This is a genomic window from Ornithinibacillus jepli (assembly GCF_047228935.1).
Classification (GTDB): domain Bacteria; phylum Bacillota; class Bacilli; order Bacillales; family Amphibacillaceae; genus Ornithinibacillus.
Genome location: NZ_JBFEGG010000001.1, coordinates 901,471 through 925,090, shown reverse-complemented (window position 1 = coordinate 925,090; position 23,620 = coordinate 901,471). Strand labels below are relative to the sequence as shown.

The 23,620-nt window shown below is 34.9% G+C and carries 23 protein-coding genes; all 23 read right to left on the bottom strand.

Features of this window, described 5'->3' with window-relative positions; genetic code table 11:
• Positions 1–77 precede the first annotated feature (77 nt).
• The 23 genes from recA to AB1K81_RS04690 all read right to left on the bottom strand — a co-directional run bounded on the left by recA (position 78) and on the right by AB1K81_RS04690 (position 23,535).
• Positions 78–1,121, bottom strand: coding sequence for a recombinase RecA (recA, locus tag AB1K81_RS04800; RefSeq protein ID WP_412975512.1), 1,044 nt, complete (start codon positions 1,119–1,121; stop codon positions 78–80).
• A gap of 176 nt (positions 1,122–1,297) precedes the next feature.
• Positions 1,298–2,542, bottom strand: a complete 1,245-nt coding sequence (locus tag AB1K81_RS04795) for a competence/damage-inducible protein A (protein ID WP_412975511.1) — start codon at positions 2,540–2,542, stop codon at positions 1,298–1,300.
• The gene (gene pgsA, locus AB1K81_RS04790) at positions 2,542–3,120 is read right to left on the bottom strand and encodes a CDP-diacylglycerol--glycerol-3-phosphate 3-phosphatidyltransferase (protein WP_412975510.1); all 579 of its coding nucleotides are present in this window, start codon (positions 3,118–3,120) and stop codon (positions 2,542–2,544) included. Before pgsA ends, AB1K81_RS04795 begins: the two co-directional genes overlap by 1 nt.
• Positions 3,121–3,189: 69 nt before the next feature.
• A complete protein-coding gene (locus tag AB1K81_RS04785; RefSeq protein WP_412975509.1) occupies positions 3,190–4,128 on the bottom strand; it encodes a helix-turn-helix domain-containing protein in 939 nt (312 codons plus the stop codon).
• A 17-nt stretch (positions 4,129–4,145) separates the two neighbouring features.
• The gene (locus tag AB1K81_RS04780) at positions 4,146–4,937 is read right to left on the bottom strand and encodes a DUF3388 domain-containing protein (protein WP_412975508.1); all 792 of its coding nucleotides are present in this window, start codon (positions 4,935–4,937) and stop codon (positions 4,146–4,148) included.
• A 168-nt stretch (positions 4,938–5,105) separates the two neighbouring features.
• Positions 5,106–5,363, bottom strand: a complete 258-nt coding sequence (locus tag AB1K81_RS04775; protein ID WP_412975507.1) for a DUF3243 domain-containing protein — start codon at positions 5,361–5,363, stop codon at positions 5,106–5,108.
• A gap of 86 nt (positions 5,364–5,449) precedes the next feature.
• Positions 5,450–6,166, bottom strand: coding sequence for an elongation factor P 5-aminopentanone reductase (gene ymfI / locus AB1K81_RS04770; protein ID WP_412975506.1), 717 nt, complete (start codon positions 6,164–6,166; stop codon positions 5,450–5,452).
• 12 nt (positions 6,167–6,178) lie between these two features.
• On the bottom strand, positions 6,179–7,462 hold the full coding sequence (gene yfmH, locus AB1K81_RS04765) for an EF-P 5-aminopentanol modification-associated protein YfmH (RefSeq protein ID WP_412975505.1): 1,284 nt from the start codon (positions 7,460–7,462) through the stop codon (positions 6,179–6,181).
• The gene (gene yfmF / locus AB1K81_RS04760) at positions 7,455–8,747 is read right to left on the bottom strand and encodes an EF-P 5-aminopentanol modification-associated protein YfmF (RefSeq protein ID WP_412975504.1); all 1,293 of its coding nucleotides are present in this window, start codon (positions 8,745–8,747) and stop codon (positions 7,455–7,457) included. Before yfmF ends, yfmH begins: the two co-directional genes overlap by 8 nt.
• Before the next feature lie 171 nt (positions 8,748–8,918).
• Positions 8,919–9,869 (bottom strand): ABC transporter permease, encoded by a 951-nt coding sequence (locus AB1K81_RS04755; RefSeq protein WP_412975503.1) that lies wholly within the window; start codon positions 9,867–9,869, stop codon positions 8,919–8,921.
• Positions 9,869–10,918 carry an ABC transporter permease gene (locus AB1K81_RS04750; RefSeq protein WP_412975502.1) on the bottom strand — a complete coding sequence of 350 codons (1,050 nt, stop codon included), beginning with the start codon at positions 10,916–10,918 and terminating at the stop codon, positions 9,869–9,871. Before AB1K81_RS04750 ends, AB1K81_RS04755 begins: the two co-directional genes overlap by 1 nt.
• Positions 10,905–12,446: an ABC transporter ATP-binding protein gene (locus tag AB1K81_RS04745; protein WP_412975501.1), complete on the bottom strand. Its 1,542-nt coding sequence runs from the start codon at positions 12,444–12,446 to the stop codon at positions 10,905–10,907. The genes AB1K81_RS04750 and AB1K81_RS04745 overlap by 14 nt, the downstream gene beginning before the upstream one ends.
• 200 nt (positions 12,447–12,646) lie before the next feature.
• A complete protein-coding gene (locus AB1K81_RS04740) occupies positions 12,647–13,756 on the bottom strand; it encodes a BMP family lipoprotein (protein ID WP_412975500.1) in 1,110 nt (369 codons plus the stop codon).
• A 106-nt stretch (positions 13,757–13,862) separates the two neighbouring features.
• Positions 13,863–14,588, bottom strand: a complete 726-nt coding sequence (locus tag AB1K81_RS04735) for a GntR family transcriptional regulator (protein WP_412975499.1) — start codon at positions 14,586–14,588, stop codon at positions 13,863–13,865.
• A gap of 292 nt (positions 14,589–14,880) precedes the next feature.
• Entirely contained in the window at positions 14,881–17,160 is a 2,280-nt protein-coding gene (locus AB1K81_RS04730; protein WP_412975498.1) for an FtsK/SpoIIIE family DNA translocase, read from the bottom strand.
• A 124-nt stretch (positions 17,161–17,284) separates the two neighbouring features.
• Positions 17,285–17,491 (bottom strand): YlzJ-like family protein, encoded by a 207-nt coding sequence (locus AB1K81_RS04725; RefSeq protein WP_412975497.1) that lies wholly within the window; start codon positions 17,489–17,491, stop codon positions 17,285–17,287.
• Positions 17,488–18,222, bottom strand: coding sequence for a ClpP family protease (locus AB1K81_RS04720; RefSeq protein WP_412975496.1), 735 nt, complete (start codon positions 18,220–18,222; stop codon positions 17,488–17,490). The genes AB1K81_RS04725 and AB1K81_RS04720 overlap by 4 nt, the downstream gene beginning before the upstream one ends.
• Before the next feature lie 135 nt (positions 18,223–18,357).
• Positions 18,358–19,233, bottom strand: coding sequence for a 4-hydroxy-tetrahydrodipicolinate synthase (gene dapA, locus AB1K81_RS04715; protein ID WP_412975495.1), 876 nt, complete (start codon positions 19,231–19,233; stop codon positions 18,358–18,360).
• 6 nt (positions 19,234–19,239) lie between these two features.
• Entirely contained in the window at positions 19,240–20,493 is a 1,254-nt protein-coding gene (gene dapG, locus AB1K81_RS04710; protein ID WP_412975494.1) for an aspartate kinase, read from the bottom strand.
• Between the two features lie 29 nt (positions 20,494–20,522).
• Positions 20,523–21,575 carry an aspartate-semialdehyde dehydrogenase gene (gene asd, locus AB1K81_RS04705; RefSeq protein ID WP_412975493.1) on the bottom strand — a complete coding sequence of 351 codons (1,053 nt, stop codon included), beginning with the start codon at positions 21,573–21,575 and terminating at the stop codon, positions 20,523–20,525.
• A 77-nt stretch (positions 21,576–21,652) separates the two neighbouring features.
• Positions 21,653–22,243 carry a dipicolinate synthase subunit B gene (dpaB, locus tag AB1K81_RS04700; protein WP_412975492.1) on the bottom strand — a complete coding sequence of 197 codons (591 nt, stop codon included), beginning with the start codon at positions 22,241–22,243 and terminating at the stop codon, positions 21,653–21,655.
• Entirely contained in the window at positions 22,234–23,127 is an 894-nt protein-coding gene (gene dpaA / locus AB1K81_RS04695; RefSeq protein ID WP_412975491.1) for a dipicolinic acid synthetase subunit A, read from the bottom strand. Before dpaA ends, dpaB begins: the two co-directional genes overlap by 10 nt.
• A gap of 174 nt (positions 23,128–23,301) precedes the next feature.
• On the bottom strand, positions 23,302–23,535 hold the full coding sequence (locus AB1K81_RS04690) for a YlmC/YmxH family sporulation protein (protein WP_412975490.1): 234 nt from the start codon (positions 23,533–23,535) through the stop codon (positions 23,302–23,304).
• Positions 23,536–23,620 lie beyond the last annotated feature (85 nt).

Here is a 23,620-nt window from a genome sequence, read left to right as displayed (position 1 = left end):
TCTGTCTTTCTAACATATACGTATGAGATACATACCATATATGTTAGAAAGACAGACCCCTTAATTATGTTTAAAATTTAAACATCAAGTGTTTCTTGTGTTGGCTCCCCGTCCTCTAAATCAACTTCTGCAACACCATCTAATTCATAATGATCACGGATAGCTTGATGAATCTCATCCATAATTTCTGGATTTTCTTTTAAGAATACTTTTGCATTCTCTCTTCCTTGACCTAATCTTTCGCCTTGGTACGCATACCATGCTCCACTTTTTTGTACAACATCTAAGTCTGATCCAATATCAAGTATTTCACCTTCTATAGAAATACCTTCACCATACATAATATCTACCTCTGCTGTTTTAAAAGGTGGTGCAACCTTGTTTTTTACAACTTTAATTTTTGCTCTATTACCAATCATATCATTACCTTGTTTTAACGTTTCCGCACGACGAACTTCAAGTCGAACAGATGAATAGAATTTTAATGCACGTCCACCAGGAGTGGTTTCTGGATTACCAAACATAACACCGATTTTTTCACGAACTTGGTTAATGAAAATTGCAGTGGTTTTGGATTTATTAATTGCACCTGATAATTTTCTTAATGCTTGTGACATAAGTCTAGCTTGCAGACCCATGTGAGAATCTCCCATTTCACCTTCAATTTCTGCTTTTGGTACTAAGGCTGCTACGGAGTCTACTACTAAGATGTCAACTGCCCCACTTCGAACTAATGCTTCAGCAATTTCTAATGCTTGTTCCCCTGTATCAGGCTGTGATAGTAACAATTCGTCAATATTAACACCTAATGCCCTTGCATACGTTGGATCAAGTGCATGTTCCGCATCAATAAATGCCGCTTGCCCACCCGCCTTTTGCGCTTCAGCAATAGCATGTAGAGCAACAGTTGTTTTACCTGATGACTCTGGTCCATAAATTTCAATGATTCTTCCTTTCGGATATCCACCAATCCCTAATGCAATATCTAATGCTAATGAGCCACTAGAAGTAGTTGCTAGTTTCTGGCCTGCTTGTTCTCCCAATTTCATAACAGAACCCTTACCGAACTGTTTTTCTATTTGTTTTAAAGCCATGTCTAAGGCTTGTTTTCTATCACTCAACGAAACTACCTCCTTAAATTAACTATATCTATCATACATTGTTTTCTTCATTTTGCCAAGTAAAAAAACGAATAAATGTTCCCCTTTTTTTTACTTGTTAATCTACAAAAAAATCGATTATAAGGAAAATGAATACCATATAATCGATTTTTTATGATTTATTACTTAGTGTTTCATTATTTTAGTAGATTTAATAAAATTTCGAAACCCTTTTGAACAGCACGCTGACGAATACCATTTCTATCACCAGTAAACTCAAATCTTTCTACTAGATGGTTTTTATTCTTAATATAAACAGAAATATAAACTGTACCAACAGGTTTTCCTTCTACAGAATTAGGACCGGCAACGCCAGTAAAACTTATTCCTACATTAGAACTTAGCTTATGTGCTACATTTTTTGACATTTCTAATGCACACTCACTACTAACCGTTCCATGCGACTCAAGAATTTCATCTGATACATGTAATATATCCCGTTTCAGCGATTTGTCATAACAAACAATTGAACCTATACACACATCGGAGGCACCAGAAACAGAAATAATTTTTTCAATAAATTTACCACCTGTCACGCTTTCTGCAGAAGCAATCGTATAATTGAGCATCCGTAACCTATTGATGATAGCCTTTTCTACAGTTTCATCATTCATACCAACATAATACTTTCCAACTTTAGCTAGAATTTTTTCCTTCGTCTGTTCTAATTTTATTATTGCTTCTTCCTCTTCTTTGGCTTTAACCGTTAAACGAATTATTACACCATTTGTTTGGGCTAAAGGTGCTATAGTCGGATTGTCTTGTTGATCAATTATTTCTTTTAACTCATGTTCTAGCTTTGATTCACCAATTCCAATAAAGCGAAGAACATATGATTTTATAATCTCACTAAGCTGTAATTCTTTTCTCAAAATTGGTAATACTTCCTCTAGCATCATAGCTTTCATTTCTCGAGGAACACCAGGTAAGAATATCCAAATGGTATCATTATAATGTACAAGCATTCCTGGTGCCATGCCAACCTTATTATTCACAACTATTGCTTCTTCAAAAACTCTTGCTTGCTTGCGATTATTTGGTGTCATAATAGAATGATGTTTAGCAAAAAATGCTTCAATTTTCTCCATCGATGGTTTATGCTCTATCATGTTAAAGCCACTAATTAACTGAAAAGCCTCACGTGTTAAATCATCATCGGTTGGCCCTAGACCACCAGTAACAATGACAACATCAGAACGTTCATTTGCTAAAGCAAATGTATCCTTTACCCTTGTTAGATTGTCCCCGACCACACCGTGATAAAATACATTTAATCCATATAAAGCAAGCTGTTCGGAAATCCATTGTGCATTTGTATTAGCAATTTGACCTAATAAAAGCTCAGTACCAACCGCAATAATTTCAGCTTTATTTTGATTCATTATTTCGAATCCCTCATTACATGCCAATTTTTAACGAAATAATCGTACCCTGAAAAAACTGTAAAGAATAGGGCAATATAAAGCATTACCGTTCCAAAAGGAAATCCAATAAATGAGAACGGGAAATTATGTAGTAGAAGAACAGCGATAGCAATCATTTGTGTAGCTGTTTTTAATTTTCCCATACTACCTGCCGCAAGAACGATTCCTTCACCAGCAGCAACTAAGCGTAAGCCTGTGACAGCAAATTCTCTACTAATTATAATAATTACTACCCAAGCAGGTGCTAATCCCATTTCAACTAGTAAAATTAACGCTGCAGAAACTAATAATTTATCTGCTAATGGGTCTAAAAATTTCCCTAAATTCGTAACAAGATTATGCTTTCTTGCATAATGGCCATCAATCCAATCCGTTGCAGACGCAATAATAAATAGTAATGCGCCAACAAAATGTGAAATTGGCAATGAGGAATTCCCAATATCCCATTCTCCCCAATTAAATGGAACACTCATGATTACAATAAAGATAGGTATTAACAAAATTCGAGATAAAGTTATTCTATTTGGTATATTCATTTTCCTTACTCCTTCATGATAAAGGGATAAAACCCTTCCTCAGCATACTGCTTTTAGAAGGGTTTTATCCTATTCATTTGATTCTACAACATTTAACCATAGACGTTGATGGTCAGCACCTCTTAATGATGGATCAACAGGATATTCTAATTGAACATCATTAATCTTTACAGTTAATCCGGGTGCATTACCGATATTTAATAAAATACGAGTTTCACCAGTTAGCGTTAACTCCACAGGTTGATTAGGCTTTACCATAGCACTATAAAAGCTTTGTCCATTATCGTTTTGAACATCTAACCAAACATCTTCAGTAGATGAAAACTCAAAGTTTAATTCTTCACCAGCATTCGTAACTTCCAGCTCTGATTGTGGTTTAGGTGGTACACCTTGTTCCGTTACTGTAATATTTAACTCAGGCTCCTCTTCCACATTTTCGTCTTGATTGCCACTATCGTCTGCAGGTTCTTCCTCATTTGTATCTTCATTTGACTCTTCATCAGTAGCATCATCTTCGTCCGGATTAGGATTAGGATTTGCATTATTATTTTCTGGTCGATAAAACTCACCGCCATCTGTTTGATCGGTTTGTGGAGTTTCCTCGTTTTGTTCATTAGACTTCGTGAAGAACCACCATGCTATAAAGAGAATTCCGATAATTAATATGACAACTATTAAAGTAGGAATAAATGAAAAAATAGCATTATTTTTCGTAGGCATATTATCTTTTCTTGAACGAGCAATCCTTGTATATTGTGTTGTAGTATCTTCCTCTGTCGAAGGAATATCTTGTTTGAATTCCTCCATTAGTTCATTCGGCTCTAATCCTACGGCAATAGCATATTCTTTAATAAACGCTTTAGCATAAAATTTCCCGGGTAAAACGGAGAAATTTTCTTCTTCTATTGCAACAAGATACCTCTTTTGTATCTTAGTCGTATCTTGTAGTTCTTCTAGCGAAATATCATTTGCAACTCTTGCTTCCCTTAATCTTGCACCAATACCCATAATATAACACCATCCATTTAATAATCGAACATCGAAAAGCTGTTTCCTAGGTTAAACTGTGTATTTTCAACGACATCATATGTAATTTCTTCATCTTCATCACTGCGTAGTTCTATAATATAATCAAAATCATCAATATTATACTCTGTTGATTGCACAAATATATCCGGGTGTTCTACTACTTTAATAGCCGGTAGCTGCATTATTTCACGAATTAACTGCCAATGTTTTTCACTTGCTTTTCGCTTCGACACAATACCATCAATGATAAAAATATTATCACTACTATATTCCCCTGCAATCAATTCATTTCTAACGGTTTGTTTGATTAAAGTACTCGATACAAATAACCAACGTTTATTAGCACAGACACTAGCTGCTACGATGGATTCTGTTTTTCCTACACGAGGCATTCCCCTAATACCAATTAATTTATGCCCATCCTGCTTATATAATTCAGCCATAAAATCAACTAGTAAACCTAATTCATCGCGAACAAACCGAACCGTTTTACGATCATCTGCATCTCTATGTATATATTTACCATGCCTCACTGCAAGACGATCACGCAATTTTGATTTACGTAATTTCGTTACTTGAATAGTTTCCATTGTTTGTAAAATTAATTTTAAGCGAGTTATTTGTTCATTATTATCAGAAAGTAACAACATACCTCTTCTACCGTTTTCAACACCGTTAATGGTGACAATATTGATTGATAACATTCCAAGCAAAGAAGAAATTTCTCCTAATAATCCGGGGCGATTTATTTGAATTTCGTATTCTAAGTACCACTCTGTCTTTGCCACCTAAAACGCTCCTTTGCAAAATTAACCAAAAAGTTCCTACATAATTATAATAAATGATTTTTACTATTGTTTAAAGCTATTAATGAAAATTAATACAAAAGATTTTTTATGTTTAACATAAAAGAAGCTACGAACTATGCGCAGCTTCCTTTTATTGATTGTTAAAACTTATTGATTAGCTTGATTTTGTACTAATTTAACCATTGAATTAGCAATTGCATGTTGCTCTTCTTTTGAAGCAGCATTCCATAGCTCACGAAGTATTGCCTCTTCACTGTTTTTAGCATCTACACTATTCGCAAGATAATCTCCAACCTCATAAGCAACTTGAGAAATAGTATCTTGAGACATACCTTGTGATTTTGCTTGTTCTAATCTATTTGCTAAAAATTGCTTCCATGAGTCAAAATTGTCAAGTACAGACATTTTCATTCCTCCTTCTCATGATACATGCATAGTATTTGATTTTATCCATTGATTATGCATGTAACAATACGAGTAGAGGTTTATTTTTAATCCCAACCACCAGTTACACGTAATACTTCTCCATGGATATAGGATGACTTTTTACTAAGTAAAAAGCTTACAGCATTTGCCACATCATCAGGTTTACCCGCCCGGTTAAGAGGAATATCTTCCACTAATTGTGCTTTCTCTTCGGAAGAAAGTGGATTCATTCTTGTATCAATAAATCCTGGACTTATAGCATTTACTCTAATTCCACTAGGCCCGACTTCCTTTGCTAATGCCTTTACAAATGAATTTTGTGCGCCTTTCACCGTAGAATATAATACCTCATAACTGGCACCTATCTCTCCCCATATCGAGGAAATCAAGATTATCTTCCCTGCTTTCCTTCTAATCATGGAGGGTAGTATTTTTTTGACGATAGTTAAGGGAGCTTTAACATGTATCGATAACATGTCATCAATCATTTGCTCTGGAGTTTCTTGAAACAAACCATAATAAGCAATTCCACTTGCAAAAACAACGGCTTCAATCGGATAAACGATACGCTCGAGTAAACTAGTTACTTCTTCTAATTTAGTTAGGTCTGCTTGAATAACATCTAAAAGACAATTCTCTGGAAGAACACTTTGAATTGATTCCATCTTCTTTTCATTCTGGTTATAATGAAGGATTAATGAGTACCCTTCTTTGGCTAGTTGAAGTGCTATTTGACTGCCAATTTCTCCGCTTGCTCCGATAATTAAAACATTTGTCCCCATATGTTCTCCTTATTACTGTCCAACAATTTTACAAATACCTAATCGTTCTTCCGAAATCCAGTTTTTTAAAAATTGATTGGCATCATCAACTGTTAAGCTTTGAATTGCTGGAATTAATTCAAAGAAGTCAACACCAACAGTATGATAATGAATATACTTATTCGCAATATTTTCAAGTGAGTTCATGGACCTTAACAATTGTCCTATTTTCTTCCGTTTCATCCGTTCAAAATCTTCTTCCAATATCTCTTCAGAGTTGGTTGAAAGCAGCAACTCTTTTAGCTTTTCAATAAACTCGTCCGGATTATCTGTATTTCCACCAATGATCGAATAACCGAAATTTTTTTCTAAATTCGTTTCAAAATAAAAACTAGAATCAATCATCTTTTCTTGGTAAAGTTGTTCGTAAAACTGACCACTTTTTGAAAAATAATACGTTAAAATCATGTCTTGAAGAAGGTCTTTTTTCACAAAATCTTCACCTTGTAATTCTTCTGTAGATTCTTTTATCCCCACCGTACACTTTGCAACAGAAACCGACATTTCCATTGTATTTTCTTTCTTTGCAACTTCAGCCGGTTCATCAGGATAGTCACGTTTTATTTCATCGAGTTTATCAAAACTTTTCGCTTTTTGATTTTCTTCAATTAGATTCATCATTTTCTCCGGTTCAAAATTACCAGCAATAAATAAGGTCATATTCTCGGGATGGTAAAAAGTATTATAACAAGTATAAAGGTCATCCTTCGTAATTTCATTAATCGATTCAATCGTTCCTGCAATGTCAATGTTGACAGGAGTTTCTTTAAATAAGCTTTTCAAAGTCCCCATAAACGACTGCCAATCAGGTTGATCGTCATACATTTTTATTTCTTGACCGATAATACCCTTCTCTTTCTCAACTGACTGCTCAGAAAAATAAGGGTCTTGAACAAAATCAAGTAATATTTTCACATTGTCTTCTACATTAGTAGTTGCGGAAAACAGATAGGCTGTCTTCGTAAATGATGTATATGCATTTGCAGATGCACCATTTTTACCGAAATCTGCAAATACATCCCTATCTTCTTTTTCAAACAATTTATGTTCGAGGAAATGGGCAATCCCATCTGGTACTGTTATTTTATCCTTTTCCCCAATCGGTACAAAAGTTCGATCAATAGAACCATAGTTAGTAGAGAATATAGCATAAGTTTTAGCCATTTGAGGTTTTGGTAATAAAAACACGGTTAAGCCATTTTCTAACTTTTTCTGATGTAATGTCTCATCTATATGAGAATATTGTTTTTTACCCATTACTATTTCCCCCTTCACTTGTTAGTAGATATACAGTATCTTCTTCAATTTGCTTCGCTACTTCAATAACGTCTTCCACTTTAACTGCTTTAATTTTTTCAATTAACTGATTAGGTTGTAATTCCGATTCTGAAATTACTTGCTGATAAAGCATCTCAATTATACCTTGAGGATGATCTAATGTTTCTAATAATTGATTGACAATTAAATCCTTTGTTTCTTCAAGCTCTTCTTCACTAATTTCACCATTTTTCATCGCGGTCATTTGTTGTTCGATAATTTTTCTTGCCTTTTTGTAATCATCTGGAGCAATACCGCTAAACACAAGTAACAGCCCTTTATGACTTTCTAATCTGGACGAAGCATAGTAAGCAAGACTATTTTTTTCTCGTACATTTATAAATAATTTAGAACTAGGGAAGGCACCAAATATACCATTAAATACTTGTAGAGCTGGGTAATGTTCATCATGATACAATATATTAGTACGATAGCCGATATGAAGCTTTGCTTGTTGGACACGTTGTTTATCGATTACTTCTTTAGGCTTACTCGAAGTTTTACGCTGTTCTTCTTTTACGGGGTTCACCGTTAAACTTCTATTCTCTAATGTGAAATTATTACTGATAATATTCTCCATTTTTTCTATCTCAATATCTCCAAGCACATAAACATCTACTTGATCTTCTTTTAACAAGTTCATATAATATTGATATAAATCAGAAGCAGTAATCTTGTCGAGATCTTCCTCATATCCGCTAACATGTAATTGATATGCTTCGCCTTCACACATCTCATCAATCAATCTCATATTGGCATATTTCATCTTGTCATCAATGACCGATTTGATTTTCTGTCTTAACGTATCTTTCTCGCGGTTAAAAATTTCATTATCAAAAGAATCATTACTTACATTTGGTTTAAAAATCACTTCCTTTAATAGGCGGATCGCATCCTCGATTATATTGGATTCTCCTGGAATAAATTTTTCATTTGCTACCTCTAACCGAAAACTAAGTATATGATTATTGCCTTTTTTACCACCGTCAATAGACAAAACCGCCCCGTAAAGATCATCTAAAGCGATTTGTAATTTTTTACGACTTGGATATTCTTTTGGCCCTTGCTGTAAAACATAGGGTACTAGTGCCCTTTTGGTAATCGTATTACGACTTAAAGGGGCCTTAAATTTAATGACAATGTTTACCGTTTTAAATTTATCATTCGGTATTACATGTAAATTTAAACCATTTAATTTCTTTACATCTTCTTGAATCATAGACATAGTCCTTCCTCCAATTTTATACATTCAAAACGAGCTAACCATTAGTTTGTACTTTTTTTCATATTCAATGAATGTTTTATTAATAACCATAGTTTACCATTTAAGAAGAAAACAGCAAAAAAAAAAAAACTGACTTGAAAATTTAAACTCAAGCCAGTTTTCTATAAAAATTTATCTACTTCCTTTAATATAAGGAACTCCACTTGCTTTCGGTGCATCAGCACGACCGATAAACCCAGCTAAAGCAAGAATGGTAAGAACATAAGGTGCTATAAGTAAGTACACTTGAGGGATATCCTCTAAGATTGGAATTCCAGAACTTACAATACTTAAACTTTGAGCAAACCCAAAGAATAAAGCAGCCCCCATTGCTCCTAGCGGATGCCACTTACCAAAGATTACAGCAGCAAGTGCCATAAATCCTTGCCCCACGATAGTAGAATGGGAAAAGTTGTCTACAATCGTTAAAGCAAATACCGCTCCACCTAGCCCACCTAGTGCTCCTGATAATATAACAGCAACATAACGCATTCTAGATACGTTAATACCATTCGTATCAGCTGCCATCGGATGTTCACCTACTGCACGTAATCGTAGACCAAACGCTGTTTTGTACAGAACAAACCAAACGATAATGGCAAGAACAATAGCGATATAGGAAGTAACATATATCCCTTCAAAAAAGATTGGGCCAATAATTGGTATTTCAGATAACCCTGGAATTGTAGTTGAATTAAATCCTTCTTCTACCATATCCGTTTGACCTTTTCCATACCAAATTTTTGTTAAATAAATACCTAAACCAAGTGCAAGCATATTTATTGCTACACCACTTACAGTCTGATCAGCATAAAAAGATACAGATGCTATTGCATGGATAATAGAGAAAATGGCACCTACAACTATAGCTACTAGTAAAGAAATCCATGGAGTCCAGCCCCCAAGAACATCTGCGAATGTCAGATTGAAAACTATTCCTACGAATGCACCAATAACCATTAATCCTTCTAGTCCAATATTTACAACACCTGCACGTTCACTAAACACGCCTCCCAATGCAGTAAATATTAGCGGAGCAGAAAAGAATAATACAGTTGGTATAATTAATTCAAGTAAATGCATTATTTATTTCCCTCCTTTTTAAAACGTTGTAATGCCCATCGAATAATATAACTAGATGCGACAAAGAAAATAATAATTGCTATAATGATATCTACTAATTCTGTCGGAACACCTGCACTTGGCATTTCTCCAGCACCTTCTTTTAACACACCAAATAGAATTGCTGCTAAAACTACTCCAATCGGGTTGTTAGCACCTAATAAGGCAACAGCGATACCATCAAAACCTAAGTTAGTAAATCCTGAAATAACAGATACATTTCCGTATGTTCCCAAACCTTCCATTACTCCAGCTAGTCCAGCAAAAGCACCAGAAATAACCATGGATAGGATAATACTTTTACTTACATTCATACCCGCATATTTAGAAGCATGTTTATTAAAACCAACTGCTTTTAGTTCATATCCTAAAGTAGTCCGCTCAATAATAAACCACATCACAGCTGCAGCAAAAAGAGCTATTAATATCCCGTAATGCATTCTAGAATAAAAAGTTATACTTTGTAACCATTCTGAACCTAAAGAAGCTGTATTTGCTATTTTCTCTGTAGAAGTACTATGTTCCGTTAAAACAGAGCGGACAATTTCGTTGGAGACAAACATAGCAATGTAATTCATCATTATGGTTACGATTACTTCATGAACGCCAATTTTAGCCTTCAATAATCCGGGAATTAGCCCCCATAATCCTCCAGCAATTGCTCCAGCTAAAATTGCTAATGGTAAGTGAACAATCATTGGAGCTTCAATACTAATTCCAACCCAAACTGCCGCTAACCAACCCACTATAACTTGACCTTCAGCACCAATGTTAAACAAACCTGTACGGAATGCAAAAGCGATAGCAAGTCCTGTTAATATTAATGGGGTAATTCTTCTAATAGTTTCACCGATTGTAAATGCATCATAAAAAGCTCCATTCCATAAAGCTACATACCCATCTATTGGGTTGTGACCAGAAGCAATCATAATAATTGCACCAACAATTAATCCTAAAATAACTGATATGATTGGTACGATAATACCAAATAGTCTTTTACTTGATGTCATTTGAATCACCTACCCCATTTACTGTGCTACCAGCCATTAACAGTCCTAATTCCTGCTCATTTGTATCTTCCGGCTTTAAATTGGCAACTATTTTTCCATCAAACATTACAGCAATTCGATCACTAACGTTCATAATTTCATCTAATTCAAACGATACAAGTAGGATTGCTCTACCTTTGTCACGTTCTTCTATTAATTTATTATGAATAAATTCAATTGCCCCAACATCTAGACCACGAGTAGGTTGAGCAGCAATTAATAAATCGGGTGATCGATCAATCTCACGACCAATAATTGCTTTTTGCTGATTACCACCAGAAAGTGCACGAGCAGGTGTATATTCACTCGGTGTACGTACATCATATTCATCGATAATGTTTTTGGCTTTTTCATAAATCGCTTTATAATTTAGAATCGATGCTTTTGAATATGGCTTATGGTAATACGTTTGAAGTACAATATTTGCTCCAATTGGATAATCAAGTACTAGTCCATACTTATGTCTATCCTGTGGTATATGACCTAGACCACTTTTCGTAACATTTCTAGGACTTAAATTGGTTATATTCTTTTCTTTTAATTTAATATTTCCTGAACGAGATTTACGAAGACCTGTTATCGCTTCAATTAGCTCCGACTGACCGTTACCGTCAACTCCAGCAATCCCAACTATCTCACCAGAACGTACATCTAAATTTAATCCTTTTACTAAGTCAACTTTTCTTGCGTCCTGAACATATAAATCTTCAATCTGAAGAACGACATCTTGTGGATTAGCTGGCTTTTTCTCTGTCTTAAAGCTTACTTCTCTTCCTACCATTAGAGAAGCCAATTCATCAGGATTAGTTTCGTTGACTTCTACTGTTCCGATACCTTTCCCTTTTCGAATTACTGTACAACGATCACAAACTTCCATAATCTCTTTTAATTTGTGAGTAATTAGGATTATAGACTTTCCTTCTTTAACTAAAGAACGCATAATCTCAATTAGTTCTTTAATTTCTTGAGGAGTTAATACAGCAGTCGGCTCATCGAAAATAAGTACTTCGGCACCACGATACAATGTTTTTAAAATTTCTACACGTTGCTGCATACCAACAGAAATATCACTAATTTTTGCTGAAGGGTCGACTTTCAATCCATATCTGTCAGAAATTTCTTGAATTTCTTTTTCTGCTTTCTTAAAGTTAATAGTACCTAAAGCACCTTTGGGCTCACTTCCAAGGATAATGTTTTGTGTAACCGTAAAAGGTTCGACTAACATAAAATGTTGGTGAACCATTCCAATGCCTAAGTTATTTGCTATATTTGGATTGGTAATTTTAACTGTTTCACCTTTTACCTTGATTTCACCAGATTCAGGCTGATATAACCCAAATAGAACATTCATTAAAGTAGATTTCCCTGCTCCATTCTCACCTAATAGGGCATGAATCTCACCCTTTTTTAATTGGACTGTAATGTTATCGTTTGCAACAATACCCGGGAACTCTTTTCGGATGTTTAACATTTCGATTACATATTCCACTTATGTCACCTCTCTTAAATCTCTCTTTGATTCTATAATAAAATAATATGATTTCATAAAATAAAATCACCAAATGAAAAAGATGCTAAGCATCTTCTTCATTTGAGGATCTTAAAAAGCAAAAAGATTGAGGTTGCCATAAATGGTCTAACAACCACCCAAAAGATGTGTTAGACCATTTGGACAGCCTCAAACGTTTTTTAAAGTCCTGCTTCGAATTCTTCTAATTCTTCATGAGAAGCTGGAATCTCTACTTCACCATTTAGAATTTTGTCTTTCCACTCATTAACCGTATTAATAATGTCTTCTGTCATAGCTTCCTGATTAGTTGTAGCAAAAGCAATACCGTCTTCCTCAAGACCGAATTCTAGTTGCTCTCCACCAGGAAATTCACCATTTAAAGACATAGTTGAAACTTCTTCAACAGCAACGTCTACACGTTTAATCATAGAAGTTAATGTTACATTCTGATCGCCAACTTGTCCTTCTTCATGCTGGTCACGGTCTACACCGATTACCCAAATTTCACGTTCTGGATCATTTTGTTTAATGTCTTTAGCTTGGTTGAATACTCCATTACCAGTACCACCTGAAGCGTGATAAATGACATCCACACCATTGTCATACATATTAGCTGCGATTAACTTACCTTTAGCAGCATCACCAAAGCTTTCTGCATATTGCACGTCAACTTCAATATCAGGGTTAACAGATTTAGCACCAGCAATAAACCCAGCTTCAAATTTATTAATTAATGGGGAATTGATTCCACCTACGAAACCTAATTTATTTGTTTTCGTTTTAAGAGCAGCGGCAACACCTACAAGAAATGAACCTTGATGCTCTTTGAAAGTAATACTTGCAACGTTTGGTAGGTCCACTACTTCATCAACCATACCAAAATGAGTATCTGGATTTTGTTCAGCAATAGTTGTTAAATCTTCTTTTAATTCAAAACCGATTCCATAAATTAAATTATATTTATCACGGATTAGACGAGTTAAATTAGGAACATAATCTTCCTTTGCATTCGATTGCTCGTAACGATAACCTTCATTTTCAGTTAAACCATTTTGTTCTCCGAAAGCTACTAAACCTTCCCATGCAGATTGGTTGAATGATTTGTCATCTACTCCACCTAAGTCTGTAACCATACCTACTTTAAAATCGCTTGCTTCCTCAGACCCTGCGTCATTACCAGTATCATTATTGCCACCATCAGTAGTATCAGTGTCATCTCCACCGCCACATGCTGCTAGTAATAATCCTAATCCTAAAATCAAAACAAGTAAAAAGCTTAATTTCTTCATGGATAATACCCCCTAATATTTTTTAAAATAAGTATTTGTCAATAACAACTACATCCTTAGTCCTATAAACCTCCAAGAATCACCCCCTAAAAGTAAAGTGCATTAGTTATATACGTTTCCGCAGTACGTGGAAACTAAATACGTCAGATCGAAAATAATTTAAAGAATATAAAATTGGTTTATCGTCTTCTGTATAATGCATTTGCTTAAGTAAAAGAAGCGATTGATCAAAATCGCAATTTAGTATATTGAAAATTTTTTCATGATAACTAACTGGTTCAATATAAGTAATTGCATAACTTATTCGTTTACCAGCAAAGTCTTCCATTAGCTTGAATAATGAATCTTCTTTATGTGCTTCCTCAATCGGAATTAATCCTTGTGGTACTTTATCAATACAAAATACTACTGGCATTCCATCTGCAGTACGTACCCGCTCCATTTTTACTAATTCGGTTAACGCAAATGGTTTAAATATTGTTCTCTCTTCATCCGTAGGTTCAATTAGTTCAGTAGAGTAATATTGTGATCCTGGTTTCTTACCAGCTTGTTCAATCATGTATGTTACACTGCTAAGCTGCTCAATGCCCGAGGATACAATAGGCTTTTGATTTACAAAAGTACCTACTCCATGTCTTCTTGTTACAACATTATCCTCTTCCAAAATTCTAAGTGCCTCACGCAATGTTGCCCTTGAAACGCCTAATGTTTTGGATAATTCAAATTCAGACGGTAACTTTTGATTTGCTTTATAAATACCAGTCTCTATATCTTGTTTGATTTTATCAATTACCTGCAAATATAAATGCCTAGAATCTGATTTAATGGACATAAGGTCCCCCCTAGTATTTGCTCTTAAACCATTAGGTTAACTAATTTCCGACAAATACTGACAACTCATACCTTGAATAATATATCATTAAATTGAAAACAAATAAATAGTTTTCACCAAAAATACGAAGATTATTTCATTTATTACATACTAATTCCCAAAATACTAACCTGAAGCGATTTCAATCTATTGAATAGTCATAAAAATATATCAATTTATTATTAAAAGAAGCTAGATGACAACTTTTATTTATACATTGTCACCTAGCTTTATTTTTATTCAAGAAGACTAATTATGAAGTTTTTTCTTCTGTTTGTTGAACGAGTACTGCTCTAGGTTTACTCCCTTCATAAGGACCTACTATTCCTCTTGCTTCCATTGCATCAATTAATCTTGCTGCTCTTGTATAACCAATTCTAAATCTTCTTTGTAACATCGACACACTTGCACTTTGCATTTCTGTTATTAATTGTACTGCATCATCAAAAAGCTCATCATCAACTTCTTCTACTACTTCATTTGTATCCTCTGGAATCATCTCTTCCTGATAACTTGCCTTTTGTTGTTCGATACAATGATCAACTATTCTTTCTACTTCTTCATCTGATAAAAAAGCACCTTGAACACGAATTGGCTTAGAAGAACCAACAGGAAGAAATAGCATATCCCCACGTCCTAGTAGTTTCTCTGCCCCACCTGAGTCAAGAATTGTACGAGAATCTGTTGAAGACGATACACTAAAAGCAATACGAGATGGAATATTTGCCTTGATTACCCCCGTAATGACATCTACGGAAGGTCGCTGTGTTGCAATTATAAGATGAATACCTGCGGCTCTAGCCATTTGAGCAAGTCTTGTAATGGAATCCTCTACATCACTGGAAGCAACCATCATTAAATCTGCTAATTCATCTACAATAACGACAATATACGGAAGATTAGGCTGTTGCTCTGTCTCATCAAGTGTTCGGTTGTATTTACGAACATATTCATTATACCCTTCAATGTTTCTGGTGCCCGTATCAGAAAATAACTCATATCGTCTTTCCATTTCAGACACTACTTTTTTTAAAGCTCGTGAAGCTTTTTTCGGATCCGTCACGACAGGTGCTAAAAGGTGCGGAATTCCATTATAAACATTTAACTCTACTTTCTTTGGATCTATCATCATCATTTTTACTTCATGGGGTTTTGCTCGCATTAAAATCGTTGTAATAATACCATTTACACAGACACTCTTTCCACTTCCAGTAGCACCTGCTATTAGTAAATGGGGCATTTTATTTAACTCTGCTAAAATCGCATCTCCAGAGATATCTTTCCCTAATCCAACTAAAAGTTTTGAAGCATGATTATTCGTAATGGTATCTAACACTTCTCGTAGTGACACCATTGCAATTTCTTGATTTGGTACTTCAATTCCTACAGCAGATTTACCTGGAATTGGTGCTTCAATTCGAATATCTTTTGCTGCTAATGCCAAAGCCAAATCATCATGAAGACTTACGATTTTACTAACCTTTACACCTGCTTCTGGATAAACTTCATACTTGGTAACAGCTGGACCAACATTAACTTTCGTAACTCTAGCTTTAACACCAAAGCTATGAAACGTTTTTTCTAGTTTTCTAACTACAGACTGTATTTGTGCTTTATCATGATATTGCGAATTTTGTGCCGGTTCAGTCAATAGACTTGGTGATGGTAAGATGTATTCTGGATTTTCTGCCTCTGTCATTGGCAAAACTTCAACATCATCATCTCCATCATCTACTCCTATAGCAGGTTTATTTATATTTTCAGTAGACACTTTAGGTTCCGAATTCACTTGTTCATCAAAAGCATAAGTTACAGCAGGATACTCTTCCTCTTTCGTTTCTATTATTGAATCTATAGGATTATATTCCTCTTCTATAACATCGTCTATATCTTGAGCTTTATCATTTTTTCTAGTTTTCACTTTTTCTTTCAAAGTAATAATGTTAGCTTTACTATTTTTCACCAATTTTGTACAGAAATCACCTAAAGAAAACTCAGTCAGAAAAATTAAGCCAATTAATATCGAAAAGATTGCTACAATTTTGGCACCAACAGATGAAAATAAATAATAGCAAAAGGCAAATAATAATGCCCCTATTAAACCTCCACCAGTTTGACCAGAAGTAGCATTTCCTGCAACAAAGTCAAAAAAGGTTGTCCATGTCGCCTTTAAAATAGAGGTATTACTTGAAGCCTCTAGTAAACTTTCATATGTCTGAATATGTGTATATAATAGTGTCCCTAGTAATATAATATAGAAACCGACGAATTTCTTATGTAAAAAGTTCGGATAGCGTCTTTTTACAACAATATAAAGCCCAATACATAATAAGAATAACGAGGCAGTAAAATACCATATTCCTAAAAAGAACCGAAAGATATGCTCTAATCCATTTGGAATAGCTCCACCACTAATAGCAGTAGCACCACTACCAAAGATTGCTAAAAATACAAATAATAGCCCAAGTAGTTCGAACTGGACTTGTTTCTTTAATGTACTTTTTTTCTTTTTTCTTTTTCTCTTCTTCGCCATACACTCACCCTCTTACTACTCACTGCTGATTATGAAAACAAACCCCTGCCACAAATAGGCAAGGGTATATTATCATGCTGATTAACTATAGTATATCATATATAGCCAAATTTAACGATTGCAATTATGATAGAATCGTACCTGGAGCATACTTAACATTTAAATAATCATTCGGGTCTGTTGATAATAATTGAACTAGCTGATATTCTCCATTACCATTCTTTTCTACATACACAGTTTTTCCTTCATATGTAATGCATTGTCGATTACGGAACACTATCTCATCTGTAGGAAAAACTTCAGAATCGGATAAAGGGGTATAAAGAATCATTGAATTACCTCCGGATCTTGTTGTCCATTTGTCTCATTAATTAATTCATTAACCTTTACCATAGCCTCTTTCACGCCACCTACTTCGTCTATTAATCCATATTTTACTGCATCAGTTCCAACTACATTTGTGCCAATATCTCGTGTTAGATTGCCTTTGGCAAACATTAAATCTTTAAACTTTTCCTCTTTAATATTGGAATGATTTACGACAAAGTTAATTACCCTCTCCTGCATTTTATCTAAGTATTCAAACGTTTGCGGAACACCAATTACTAGTCCTGTTAATCGAACTGGATGAATAGTCATAGTTGCAGTAGGTACGATGAAAGAGTAATTTGTTGATACTGCAATAGGGACTCCAATAGAGTGTCCACCTCCTAATACAATGGATACGGTTGGCTTGGAAAGAGATGCAATCATTTCCGATAATGCAAGTCCTGCTTCAACATCACCGCCAACAGTGTTTAATAATATAACAACTCCTTCAATTTTAGGATTCTGTTCGATAGCTATTAATTGTGGGAGTATATGCTCGTATTTAGTTGTTTTGTTTTGTGGTGGTAGTTGAATATGACCTTCAACTTGGCCGATGATTGATAATACATGGATGTTAGAGTCTGGTGCTTGTGGGACGTTGGTTTGACCTAAAGCTTGAATTTTTTGTACAAGTGATGATGGTCCACCAGATTGTTCTTCTTGTTCTTCTTTCTTCCCTGTGTCTTTTTCCATGATTGGTAAACTCCTTTCAAAAATCACTATAAATATAGTATGGGCGTTTACGATTAAATACATTCCTAAAGAAAAAGGATTCCTTTTTCTTTAGGAATCCTTACCATAACAGTATCAATTTAAAATAGCTATTAATTATAAGACAAGATTATCTAAAAGCGTTTTAAGCCTTTTCTCCTCTTCCTTTGTTAAAGGTACTAATGGTAATCGTACTGAACCGGTGTTAATACCTTTTGTTTTGAGGGCAGCTTTTACTGGAGTTGGAGACGGCGCTTCAAATAACCCATTCATTACCGGTAGTAATTTACGATGGATACGTGATGCATTACTGATATCACCTTGTTCAAATGCTGTAATCATCTCTTGCATTTCATTCCCTATGACATGACTTGCTACTGATACAATACCATCTCCACCAATAGCTAACATTGGTAAAGTTAAACCATCATCACCACTGTATACAGTGAAATCATCACTAGTATTTTCAATTATCATAGCAGCCTGATCTAAATCCCCACTTGCCTCTTTAACTGAAACGATATTTTCTATTTTACTTAATTCAATTATCGTTTCTGCAGACATTTTTACAACCGATCTACCTGGAATATTATATAACATTACTGGTAATGTTGTTTCACCAGCAATTGCTTTAAAATGCTCATATAACCCATTTTGATTCGGCTTATTGTAATAAGGAGTAACTAGCATAACAGCATCTACACCACATTTTTCTGCTTCTTTTGTCAGTTCAATTGAACTTTGCGTATTATTTCCTCCAGTTCCAGCAATAACCGGGATGCGTTTATCAACAATTTTTACTACATGTGAAAATAACTCTATCTTTTCCTTTGTAGTGAGTGTAGGTGATTCTCCTGTTGTTCCAGCTACTACTAGGCCTTCTGTTCCATTTTCAATTAAATAGTTTACTAAGTTTGTTGTTTCATCAAAGTTGATTGCTCCATTTTCATGAAAAGGAGTAATCATCGCAGTTAAAATCTTACCAAAATTCATATATACTCACCTTTCTATTATAAAGTCATGTAAAATTGTTGATTCCTTAGCTAAATCGAATTCATCGTGTAATGCATTTACTGCCTTATAAACATCTTTACTTGGTATTAATACCCAAATAGTCGTATGACTATCTGCTGACTGTAAAATTTGTACTCCCTCATTCGTTAGTGCTTGCACAATTCTTGACGCAACTCCAGGCACACCATTCATCCCAGCACCAACTACAGAAACCTTAGTACAGTTTTTTATAACTGTTGGATGGAACCCTTTATCTTCTAGCCTAGCAATGGCCTTCTTTCCTTGAATGTCCGGAACAGTGTAAACTACCCCAGTCGGAGATATATTAATAAAATCGATTGATATCCCTGCATCTGCCATAGCTTTAAATACTTCTGATTGTAACCGATATGCTTCTTTTTCCTTCGTCTGTACTTTAATTTGCGTAATATTTGCTAAATGAGCAATACCTGTTACTAATCGTTCCGACACATCTACCGCAGACTTATTACTTTGCACATTTGTCACTAATGTTCCCCCACCTTCTTTATAGGTGGAACGTACTAACACCGGTATTTTCCCGCGCATTGCAATTTCTACTGCTCTAGGGTGAATTACTTTTGCCCCTTGATAGGCCAAATTACAAATTTCTTGGTATGTGACTACATCAAGAGCACGTGCATTTTTCACTACTCTTGGATCAGCAGTCATAATCCCATTAACATCGGTAAATATTTCAATTCGTTCAGCTTTAACTGCTACACCTAATGCAGCAGCGGTCGTATCACTGCCACCACGACCTATTGTAGTAAGTTCACCAATTTCATTCTTCCCTTGAAATCCTGCTACAACTATTACGTCATTTGTCTTTAATTCATTATAAATACGTGTTGGATTCACTTCTTTTATTTTCGCTTGGTTATAATCTGCATTTGTCAGTATTCCTGCCTGTGCTCCAGTTAGCGCTACTGATTTTATCGATTTTTTCTTTAATTCATTTGATAAAACAACTGAAGAAATAATCTCACCGCAAGCCATTAGCATATCAAGTTCACGATCTGATATGGATTGCTCTGGATAATCAACCAAATTCAAAAGAGAATCGGTCGCATAGGCTGCAGGATTTCTCCCCATTGCAGATACGACAACTACAAGCTTATATTTGTTGTTTAGTGCATTTTCAATGTGTTTTATAACATGTTGTCTAGTTTGTTTACTTTGTACAGAAGTTCCACCAAATTTTTGAACTAATATCTGCACGTTTTAAACACCTCTACCTAACTAACAATTTATTTTAATAACAGGTTCTTTTTGAGGATACGTTCTGCTATTTGTACTGTATTCCATGCAGCACCTTTTAGTAGGTTATCTGATACTATCCACAAGTGAAAACCTTTATCTTCATCTAAGTCCTTTCTTACTCGGCCAACAAAGACTTCTTTTTTACCTGCTGCACTTTGTGGTGTTGGATAGACTTGATTAGTTGGATCATCCTGTAAGATAATACCTTCTGCATGATCTAGGACCTTCCATAAATCCTCTGTTGTTAATCCTTCCTTCTCTACTTCAATATATACACTTTCTGCGTGAGAAGTGAAAAATGGAAGACGCACGCAAGTCGCGGAAACTTTTAGATTTGGTTCGTGTAATATTTTTCTTGTTTCATTAATCATTTTCATTTCTTCAAATGTGTAACCATTTTCATCAAATAAATCAATTTGTGGTAACGCATTAAATGCGATAGGATAATGATTTTTATCACTTTTTACTGGTAAAATTCCTGGTACGATTTCTTCATTTCTTAATAGTTTTTCAGCTTGAGTTCTTAGCTCCTCTACAGCCTGATTTCCAGCTCCAGATACTGCTTGATAAGTGGAAACAATAACCTTATTTAAACCAAATGCATCTTTTAACGGTTTTAATGCAGCAACCATCTGTATCGTTGAACAATTCGGATTAGCAATAATCCCATTATGGGATGCTAAATCATCTTCATTTACTTCCGGTACTACTAATGGTACTCCATCGTCCATACGAAATGCACTCGTATTATCAACTACTACCGCTCCTCGTTTAACCGCTTCAGGGGCAAATTGTTTCGAAACAGCCCCACCAGCGGAAAATAATGCAATATCTATATCTTCAAAACTATCATTTGTTGCCTCTTCTACAATTATTTCTTGCTCTTTAAACGTTATGTTTGTTCCACTTGAACGCTTGGAGGATAGAAGCTTTAACTTATTTATTGGGAATTTTCTTTCCTCTAGTAATTTCACAATCTTTTGGCCTACTGCCCCTGTTGCTCCAACTACTGCTACATTATATAATTTCTCTTTTGTCATGTTGATGACTCCCTTCCCCAAGAAGAATATTGATAATTTAATACCATCTGAATCTTAACTATATATTCTATCACAGTTTAATCAGAAAAAGGTACTAATACTGGTTGCAATTGCTTTCCTTCTAATGCAGCTGAAACAGTATCTGGTAATAACTCCATTTTAGCTACAAGAGAGTTGGGTTTTTTGAATGGATCATCTTGACCATACGGTACAAAGTAGATATGTTTACTTGCCATTAAACGCATTAAATTTACTCCGTTTAAGCCAAGTGCATCGTTTGTTGAAATACCTAACACAACAGGGGAGCCATTCCGCATTGTTGCTTTCGCGGCCATTAATGGTGGAGAATCAGTTTGAGCATTAGCAAACTTACTCATGGAATTACCAGTTAAAGGAGCAATTACCATACAATCAAGTGGATGTTTGGGACCTAACGGCTCTGCCTCGGGCATTGTAGAGATGACCTTCTTTCCAGTAATGGATTCTATTCGGTCAATATGATTCTTTGCTTTACCGAATTTCGTATCCACATTCATGACCGTATAGGTTACAACAGGAACAACTTCTGCACCTAATTCCATCAACCGTTCCATTGGTCCAAACACTGCCTCATAAGTGCAATGTGACCCAGTAACACCAAATCCAATTCTTTTCCCTTTTAAATCCATTCTAATAACTCCTTTTCCTTCGTTAATATTTGAATGATGACATCTGCCAAAATCTTACCAGCAGTCTTAGGGGCTACTATACTAGGCAAACTCCTTGCTAGAATCGCCTCAATTCCTCTTTGTTTTGCAAAATCAAAATCCGTCCCACCTGGTTTTGAAGCTAAATCAATGATTACAGCATTAGAAGGAAGATTTTGTATAGCATCTTTCGTTATCACCTTAGCAGGTATCGTATTAATTAATAAGTCGCATTCACTTGTATATTCTGGTAATCGGTTTAGTGCTATTGGGGTTAAGCCCATTTCCGTTATTCTGGCTAAGTCAGTTGAGTTTTTTGTAGCAACCGATACTTTTGCCCCCAATGCCGCAAATTTATTTGCTACGGTGTTTCCCACCCTACCGAATCCAGTTACAATAACTCGTGAAGAATGGATTGTATAATCGGTATTTTCAATTGCCATCATAATGGCACCTTCTGCAGTGGGAATTGAATTATATATCGCGACATCATCTCGATCTAATAGTGGAATTAATGTTTTATTTGTTTTCTCCATTAGTTCCGAGAGATGTTTATTGGTAATTCCGGTGAAAACGATAGCTTTATCTTTCACATTACTTAACCATTCCTCTGTAATAACGATGTCTTGGTCAGAAAATATTGTTTCTACTCTGCCCTTTTCATCTGTACCCGTGATAGGCAGAATTATAATATCTAAATTCATAACATCTAATTCGTTAAAGTCTGTTTGATTTACCCCAGTAAAACCTTGCTCTAATTTGTCATATCCAACTAAAACCAAATCTATATTTTCAATAGCTTGAAGTTGTCTTATTAGTTCTAAATATCTAGCATCTCCGCCTATTACAGCTATTAATTGTTTCATTACCTAGAACACCCTCCAACTTTAAAAAAGTCATCGATGAAAACAGTTATCTCGATTTTCTTGTTAAAGCATTTTCTTTATAGCTTATGAATAAATAGGCGGTTAGTGAATGTTAGTTAATAAAATGACAAAAAAAGGCTAGTATCTCTAATAAGATACTAGCCTTACATTTAATTACTCCGCTTCAATCATGATCATATCTTCACCAATTTTTTTTATGGAATGCCAATGAATTTTCGCAACTTCCCCTTCTTTCTTTAAACCGAACCATTTGTAATTCGGGAGAAGAAAAGACTGAATTTGCCCTGTATGTTCGTCTATCTCTAAGTCGGTTTGCCCTAATATCCCTAAACGTTTTCCATTAGTGATATTAACAATTTCCTTATTACTTATATCATTATAACGCATTCCACTTATGCCCCCCCTAAAGCCATATTTATAAGAGTATATGCATGTATTAAATAGCTATGTTATCTTCTGTATAAAAAAGATG